The sequence below is a fragment of the uncultured Succiniclasticum sp. genome, assembly GCF_902793885.1.
Lineage (GTDB): Bacteria > Bacillota > Negativicutes > Acidaminococcales > Acidaminococcaceae > Succiniclasticum.
On record NZ_CADBFF010000027.1, the window covers coordinates 26,963 to 34,456 of the forward strand.

General features: G+C 50.8%; 8 protein-coding genes and 1 pseudogene. 4 read left to right on the forward strand and 5 right to left on the reverse strand.

From position 1 onward, the window contains the following. Positions 1-153: 153 nt before the first annotated feature. The 3 genes from QZV31_RS11335 to QZV31_RS11345 form a co-directional block, all read right to left on the reverse strand. The gene (locus tag QZV31_RS11335; protein ID WP_295360685.1) at positions 154-798 is read right to left on the reverse strand and encodes an HAD-IIIA family hydrolase; all 645 of its coding nucleotides are present in this window, start codon (positions 796-798) and stop codon (positions 154-156) included. A gap of 95 nt (positions 799-893) precedes the next feature. Next, positions 894-1,370, reverse strand: a complete 477-nt coding sequence (locus QZV31_RS11340) for a PTS glucose transporter subunit IIA (RefSeq protein ID WP_295360687.1) — start codon at positions 1,368-1,370, stop codon at positions 894-896. Positions 1,371-1,385: 15 nt separating this feature from the next. Next, a complete protein-coding gene (locus QZV31_RS11345) occupies positions 1,386-1,598 on the reverse strand; it encodes a DUF2905 domain-containing protein (RefSeq protein WP_295360689.1) in 213 nt (70 codons plus the stop codon). Between the two features lie 189 nt (positions 1,599-1,787). Here QZV31_RS11345 and QZV31_RS13010 point away from each other — a divergent pair. The 4 genes and pseudogenes from QZV31_RS13010 to QZV31_RS11365 form a co-directional block, all read left to right on the forward strand. Then, positions 1,788-1,991, forward strand: a pseudogene (locus QZV31_RS13010) (4-oxalocrotonate tautomerase family protein); the annotation flags it as partial. 522 nt (positions 1,992-2,513) lie between these two features. Continuing rightward, a complete protein-coding gene (locus QZV31_RS11355) occupies positions 2,514-3,335 on the forward strand; it encodes a nitrogenase iron protein NifH (protein ID WP_295360693.1) in 822 nt (273 codons plus the stop codon). 48 nt (positions 3,336-3,383) lie between these two features. Further along, positions 3,384-4,757, forward strand: a complete 1,374-nt coding sequence (locus QZV31_RS11360; protein WP_295360695.1) for a nitrogenase component 1 — start codon at positions 3,384-3,386, stop codon at positions 4,755-4,757. A 65-nt stretch (positions 4,758-4,822) separates the two neighbouring features. Further along, positions 4,823-6,199, forward strand: a complete 1,377-nt coding sequence (locus tag QZV31_RS11365) for a nitrogenase component 1 (RefSeq protein ID WP_295360697.1) — start codon at positions 4,823-4,825, stop codon at positions 6,197-6,199. Positions 6,200-6,429: 230 nt separating this feature from the next. Here the strand turns inward: QZV31_RS11365 and QZV31_RS11370 are convergent, their stop codons facing one another. Further along, complete coding sequence (locus QZV31_RS11370; RefSeq protein ID WP_093730443.1) at positions 6,430-6,618, reverse strand: hypothetical protein; 189 nt, start codon at positions 6,616-6,618, stop codon at positions 6,430-6,432. An 18-nt stretch (positions 6,619-6,636) separates the two neighbouring features. Further along, positions 6,637-7,494, reverse strand: an 858-nt coding sequence (locus tag QZV31_RS11375; RefSeq protein WP_295360700.1) for a hypothetical protein, incomplete at its 5' end; no start/stop codon positions are given.

A 7,494-nucleotide genomic window follows, 5' to 3' on the forward strand; every position in this document is an offset into this window, starting at 1 on the left:
ATTTTACCACAATTTTACATATATGGAAACGCTGATTCAACGAGTTTGCATTCGCATCAGCAAAACCATCGTTATTATGTTTTGCGCAATTCACGGGAACAATGGTGTTGCTACTGCGCGACCCCGTGATGTTGATAACTTCTGCTGACGCTCTTACAAATAGTGAAAAATCTCTGCCGGCGTCTCAATGATCATTTCCGCCTGCTGTTCTTCCAGGAACTTCCGCCCCTTAAAGCCCCAGGCCACGCTGATACAGGGAATGCCCGCATTGGCCGACGCTTCCAGATCCACTTCCGAATCCCCCACATAAATGGCATCCGAACTGTCAGCCCGCAGGTTTTTCATTGCTTCCCAGATCAGATCCGGCGCGGGCTTTTTGGCTACCCCCTGACGCTCCCCGGATACCGAAGCAAAGATGCCCGGAAAATATTCGGGGATCAGTTCCTGCACCGCAAAATCCGGTTTGTTGGAAACTACGCCCAGCGTGTAACCAGCCTTAACCAAACTCTGCAGCATCTCCATGATACCGGGATACGGTCCCGTATGGTCTTTACAATGAACCTTGTAGTAAACATTAAAGTCCTGACGGACCTGCTCCAGGGCCGCTTCCACCTGTCCGTCCGGCACAGCCCGCTCAACCAGTTTGCGGGCCCCGTTGCCAACAAAACGGCGGATCTCATCGATCGTACGCTCCGGGAATCCGTTCACGCGCAACGCGTAATTCGTTCCTTCCGCCAGATCCGTCAGCGTATCCAGCAACGTGCCGTCCAAATCAAAAATGATGGCTTTGTACTTCATTCCTTTCCTCTTCCTCTGTATCCATGATTCGTGCCAACGCAAGCAACGTGTTTCGCCTATCTTCTACGTCAGCCAGTTCCAAACTGTACCCGGTCTTACAAAATCTCCACAGCGTCTTCCAGCGCTTTTACCTTTCCCGATTTCAGCAGCGCTACCTCTTTGCCTTCCGGCAAGTCGGTGAATACGCAGAGACAGGCATCGGAGGGAGCATTGGCTTTCACATACGCCGTGTCAAAGGTCATCAGCTTATCCCCCTTCTTCACTTCCTGCCCGTCTTTCACAAATACGGTAAAACCGTTGCCTTTCAGATTGACCGTATCAATGCCGATATGCAGCATGTACTCCCTGCCGTCTTTTGTAGTCAGACCCATGGCGTGTTTCGTTTCAAAAACAAAATTCACCGTGCTGTCCGCAGGGGCGAACACATCGCCGTCAGCAGGCTGCACCATAAAGCCGTCCCCGTTCATCTTCTCTGCAAACGCTTCGTCCGGCGTTTCCGTAATCGAACAAAGCGTTCCGGTAAAGGGACTGGCAAACGTATCTTTCTTTTTTCCAAACAATGAACCAAACATGTTACGACCTCGCTTTCATCGGAACAGATGCGCCAGCAGACTCAATACAATGCTGATGACGATACAGCTTACCCAGGGAAAATAAAAACTGCCATGCCTGCCTTCCACGTGGATATCCCCCGGCAGATTCCCGAAAGGCAGGAACTTGCCGCCAACATGAATGACCACGCCTGCAATAATCAGAACGATCCCCAACTGGATCAGCATCTTCCCCAAACCGCCGGACATTTCATTCTCTCTCCTTTTAGAAAACTTCATGTATTTTTAAAATTTCTGTAGCTATTCTTGCAAAAATATTATAAAATATATGAAAGTAAAAACCAACTGTTTTTTCTTTTTATTTTTGCATCGCCGCATGATCGGACCGATGCGATTTTTCCAAAATGTCATTTCTATTTCGAGAGGAGATTTTGTATCATGCCTTATGTAAACATCAAGATTACAAAAGAAGGTAACGTCACTCCGGAACAAAAACGCCAGCTCATTGAAGGCGCTACCAAACTGCTGGCCGATGTGCTTCACAAAAACACAAAGACACTGGTGGTAACCATCGACGAAGTGGATATGGATAACTGGGGCATCGGCGGGGTGCCGGTAACCGAGCTCCGCAAGATTGCAAAAGAAAAAGCAGCGGCGGAAGCCAAAGCAGCCGCAGCCGCAGCGAAAGAAGAAGCCAAGGCCAAAAAGAAAGCGGAAAAAGAAATGGCCAAAGCCGCCAAAGCGGAAGAGAAAGCAAAAAAGGAAGCCGAAAAGGCTGCCGCTAAAGAAGAAGCCAAAGCCAAAAAGGCCGAAGCAAAAGCTTCAGAAGCCGCCGCTAAAGTAGAAGTAAAAGCAAAAAAAGAAACAGCTAAAACCGCAAAGAAAGAAAAGAAAGCCAAGAAGAAATAGCCCTTACAACAACAAACGCCTGCACGCAGCAGGCGTTTTTTATATAGCCCGTACCCCGTAATATGCTTTGGGTCATCCCAATGACCGAAGTTTTTTCGCAACCCCAGTCATGGCGCGGTACTTTCCGCCGTATCTGTACAGGCTGAAGTTCACCTGACAATCCAGTCTTCCACCTTCAAATTTGGAACGCAGTTGTGCTATAATAGTTGAAACAGAAATGTATTGAGACAAATTCTTAATAATCGCGGAGGCGTTATGAAAAAAATCGCATTTTATGGCAAGGGTGGCATCGGCAAATCCACCACCGCCGCCAACGTTGCGGCAGCGCTCAGCCTGCAGGGCAGACAGGTCTGCCAGATTGGCTGCGACCCCAAGAACGATTCCACCCGCCTGCTGCTGGGTCACATCTGCAGGGAAACGGTGCTGGATAAAGTCCGTACCTCAGACATGGACAGCATAAAAGCAGAGGATATCGTTCACACCGGTTACAACGGCATCACCTGCGTGGAAGCGGGCGGCCCGGAACCCGGCGTGGGCTGTGCGGGACGGGGTATCATCGTAGCCCTGCAGCTGCTGGATAAACTGAAAGCCGTCCCGCCTATGGACGTAACCCTCTACGATGTGCTGGGAGACGTAGTCTGCGGCGGTTTCGCCATGCCCATCCGGGAAGGCTACGCGGAAGAAATTTACATCATTTCTTCCGGCGAACTCATGAGTCTGTATGCCGCCAATAACATTGCCAAAGGCATCCGACGGTTTGCCTCCCGCGGTTCGGTACGGCTGGCGGGTATCATCGGCAACAGCCGCAACACGCCGGGGGAAAAAGAACTGCTGAAAGCATTTGCGGAAAAACTGAACACGCATCTTGTTGCATTCGTGCCCCGGGACAGAATTGTAAATGTTGCAGAGAACCGGCGGCAGACGGTGCTGCAGTTTGCACCGGATAGTGAGCAGGCCGACGTATATAAAGGGTTGGCGGAAACAATCTGGAATAATACGGAGCTGAACATTCCCACGCCCCTGGCGTTTGAAGAGCTGGAAGAACTGGCGGTGCAGTTTGGAACGGAAACTAAATGAAATTACAAAACGCAGCATCGTTTTATCGAAACGTGTGAAAGCGCAAAAATGAAAAACCGTCAAATGAAAGATAAAACAAAAATGGCGAACGAAAACAAGAAAGAACAGAAAAACAAATTAGCCACCAAATGGCTTTTTACAAAGAATAAATCCTGCAGCTGCACCATGCCCGGCGTATGGCGTGCAGTGAGCTTCTGCGACGGCTGTGTGGTCATCTTCCACAGCCCGTTGGGCTGCGCCCACGTGGCGACGCTGATGGACCTGGGCGCCCAGTACCGCATCATCGGCGATCACCAGAACGAAAATATAGATGCAGTGCCTCTGCTCTCCTCCAACCTGCAGGAAAAGGACAGCATCTTTGGCGGCGTGGAAAAACTGCGAGGCTGTATCGCCCACGTCATGAAAACCTGGCAGCCCAAATGCCTGATCATTGCCACGTCCTGCGTTGCGGGCGTCATCGGGGACGATGTGGAACAGGAAGCGGAAGACGCGGAAGCAGAATACGGTATCCCGGTCCTCTGCGTCCCCTACGGCGGCTTTCTGGGCGGCGAATACTCTGACGGCTATTTTCAGACCGTACGGCTGATTATGGATCGCTTTATACAACCACAGCCGAAAGTACCTGGCCGCGTCCTCCTGTTCGGCGACCAGATGGGACCCTGCGGACAGTACGCCCGGGAAGTAAAACGGCTGCTTGCGTATTTTGAGTTGGACGTGAAATGGCAGTTCCCCGGTTATGTTCCCTTTGCAGAGTGGAGCGAACTGTCCACCGCTTCCCTGCTCATTCCGCTGAATTATGCGGGACAGACCCAGGGCGGTCTGGAAAAGACAGCCGCCGCCTGGGCGGAACGGTTTGGCACGCCTTCCATCCGGGACGTGTACCCCGTAGGCTGGCAGAACACCTGCACATGGCTTCGCAAGATTGCGGAATTTGTGAAAGACGAAGCAAAAGGTGAAACCGTGATCCGGCAGGAAGAAGAACGGCTTAAGGAGTATGTAAAAACCATTTTGCCCGTGACCCAAAACAAAAAATCGGTGCTGGGCATCGGCCGCGGCCCCCGCTGGTACAACCCGGCGGAAACATTAAACACCATGCAGCGTATGCAGATGGAACTGTCGGCTGTAATCCTGTACGATAAACTGACGGACGAAGAACGAGATGCGGTCATTGCCGCTGTGGAAGACTGGAAAAAGTCCGCAAAGCTGCCGGACATTCCGCTTATCGCCGACGGCAACTATACAGACTGTCTGGAACAGGCAGACGTGCTGCTGACCACAGACGAACTGCCCGACAATCCGGTGAAGCAGTTCTTTATCCCCATGGTTCCCCTGGCCGGAACCGACGGCGAGCTCATTGTGATGCGCACCATTTACCGGTTACTGTGCCGTTACGGAAACAAAGGAGGGATCGCGTATGCATAGACAGAAACAAATGCTTTTCTGCCTTTGTTCCTTCACTCTCCCACTACGCAAAGGAGGAATAGCATATGCGTGACAACGACTTCAAAACCTCCTGCCACCACATGTCCACCTGTGCCCTCACCGGTGCTTCCGCGTTTTTCGACGCCATCCCCGGCAGTTTCATGTTGATCAACGGACCTCTCTGGTGTTACTTCTACGCCATGAAATATGTAGAGGATTACGATGCCTCCGCCCTGCGGCGTTTCCACTGCACCCAGCCGGAAGGCAACGCGCTGGTCTACGGAACGGAAAAAGACCTGCTGGCCGGCCTGGATTTTGTAAAAGCAAACTTTACGCCGGAGCGTATCTTCATCTTGAATAACTGCAGCGTTAGTCTAGTAGGCGACGACATTGCCGGCATTGCGGCCAAAGCCGAACTTCCCTGCCCCGTTTACGCAGCGGACTGCGGCGGCATTGCCGGTGATTTTGCGGAAGGATATGAGATTGCGCTGCTTCGGGTGATTGCAGAAGTGAAGAAGAACGCAAACGGTAAACGTGATTTGGCTGATGTTTCAGAAGCAAACTCAAAAAAAGCTGTCGAAGCAAAGGAAAGTGGAAATTTAACTCCCGAAGCCATTGACTGCAAACCCTCCGTCAACCTCTTAGGTCTTTCCCCTACCTACTTTCGGGGCGAAGAAGACATAAAAGAAATCCGCCGCATTCTGGAAACGGCGGGATATCGTATCAATGCCATTCCCGGCGGTGGTTCTGCCTGGAACGAAATCATGCAGCTGCCCAAGGCGGATTTGAATTTGGTTTTGCGCGACGAGCTGGCCCTGAAAGCGGCCAAAGAACTGCAAGCAGCATTTGGCACGCCTTACCTTTCCGTTGGCATGCCTTACGGTATTCAGGGAACGTTACGCTGGCTGGATACAATTAATGCCACTCTGCCCGCCAAAAACAGGGAAGCAATACGGCAGGAAGCGGAAACCGTCAACACGCGGCTGCAGTTCCGCAGCAGTAACATGCAGTCCCTGTGGGGACCTCTGTGGTTCGACAACATTCTCATCGCCGCGCCGCCTTCGGAAGCGGCAGGCATCGCCGAAGCAGTCCGGGACGAATGGGCCGACACAGGCAATCTGGTGATCCATTTTACCCAGGACACAGCGTTGCGTCCTCAAGCTGCCACTAAAATCTGCATTGCAGGTAAAGACGACGGGGCCATGAAAGAAACCTTTGAAAACTGGAGCGGCGGTCTGGTAATGGGTTCTTCTCTGGAAGCAAGCCGTCTCGTACGTTTAAAGAAACCCTTCGTGAATTGCAACATCGTGCTGCCCGCCTATCACGAAATCATCGCCACCGACTCGCCCCTTTGCGGCATCCGCGGCGCCGCCTATTTGTTTGAACGAATCTGGAACGCAAAGCTGAGCGGCTGCATGGATGAAGTTAAATCGACACGTTAAGCGTTTCAGGAAATATCGAAATTTAAAAGCACAGAGCTACGCCAATAGCTTTGTGCTTTTTTATGTAAACGCTGATTCTGCTCATAAGCGGTAATGCAAAGAGGGTCTTTTACAAACTCCTTTTGCGCGGAAATAAAAAGTGCCTGCCATTTCTGACAGGCACTGCAGAAGCATATCCAATCTACATTATTATTTTATAAAATCGTATTATTCTAATTTACCCGTTAGTGTTAAACCGCCGGCATCGCTGCTACAACCTGCAGTGGAACCTTCGTCACTTCGCAGATTTCCGCATCAGTCAGCTTGCCCTGCTTTTTCAGGGCTTTGGCATTTGCAAGAGCATTTTGTTTTTCACCTAAAGCGATGCCCTTCTTCTCTGCATCTTCCTGAATTATGCTCAAATCTATTTCCCAGGTCACGTATCAATTCCTCCATTCTTACATCACCGCCACACCGAGGGACTTGGCGAGTTTGCGGATATATTCCTCAGAAAGTCTGCTGTACCTCAAGATTTTTGCGAGAGGTTCTCCGTCCCTAAGCATATCTACTGCCATTCTTTCATTCGCTTCAGCGACACCATCCGCAAATGCTTCCTTGCGTTCCTGCTCTTTCATTTTCTCTTCATCATACTCGGTAAGGAACATCTTCTTCACCCCCGCCCTGTGTGCCTCTATCAGCGTTCTGATTACAAAACTGTACGGCATTTCATCAATCGAAGCGTCCACCGCCGCTTCCAGGTTCTGCATCACACGCTGGTGCTCCCGAACCCTATCCACCAGCCACGCGTACTCACGCAGCGGCTGACAAGTCTCCATCAACGCCCGGTTCTTTCCGTAATTCACATTGAGCATCTTCACCTTGACTTCAATGTCGCCTTCCCCGCCGAACGCGTCGCTGAGTTTCAGTACTTGCTGCTCCGGCTGCTCCTCGGTTCCGTTGTAAAAACAGATACAATGCGGTTTCGGTAAACGTTGAAGCTTTCTGCTGAACTTATAATACCCGCTTGTTGCAGTGAACTTTTCATACAACTGCGTACCATACGTCAGAAAACGCATCGGCATATTGGGATTGAAACTGCTCTGATGCTCCCACAGGTTCATCTCATCCAGTATGATAAACGACACGTCGTTCTTCATACTCATGTACACCGCGTCCTCGATGGTGTTGAACTGGATATCGTCCGGGTTGCTGTAGTTCGATCCGTTCACGGCGTTGTACAGTGACAACGTCCACTCTTTGTTCTCAGGATTTCCAAAAATAAATTTAAATACTCTGTCTTTATACAAGCGATTTGC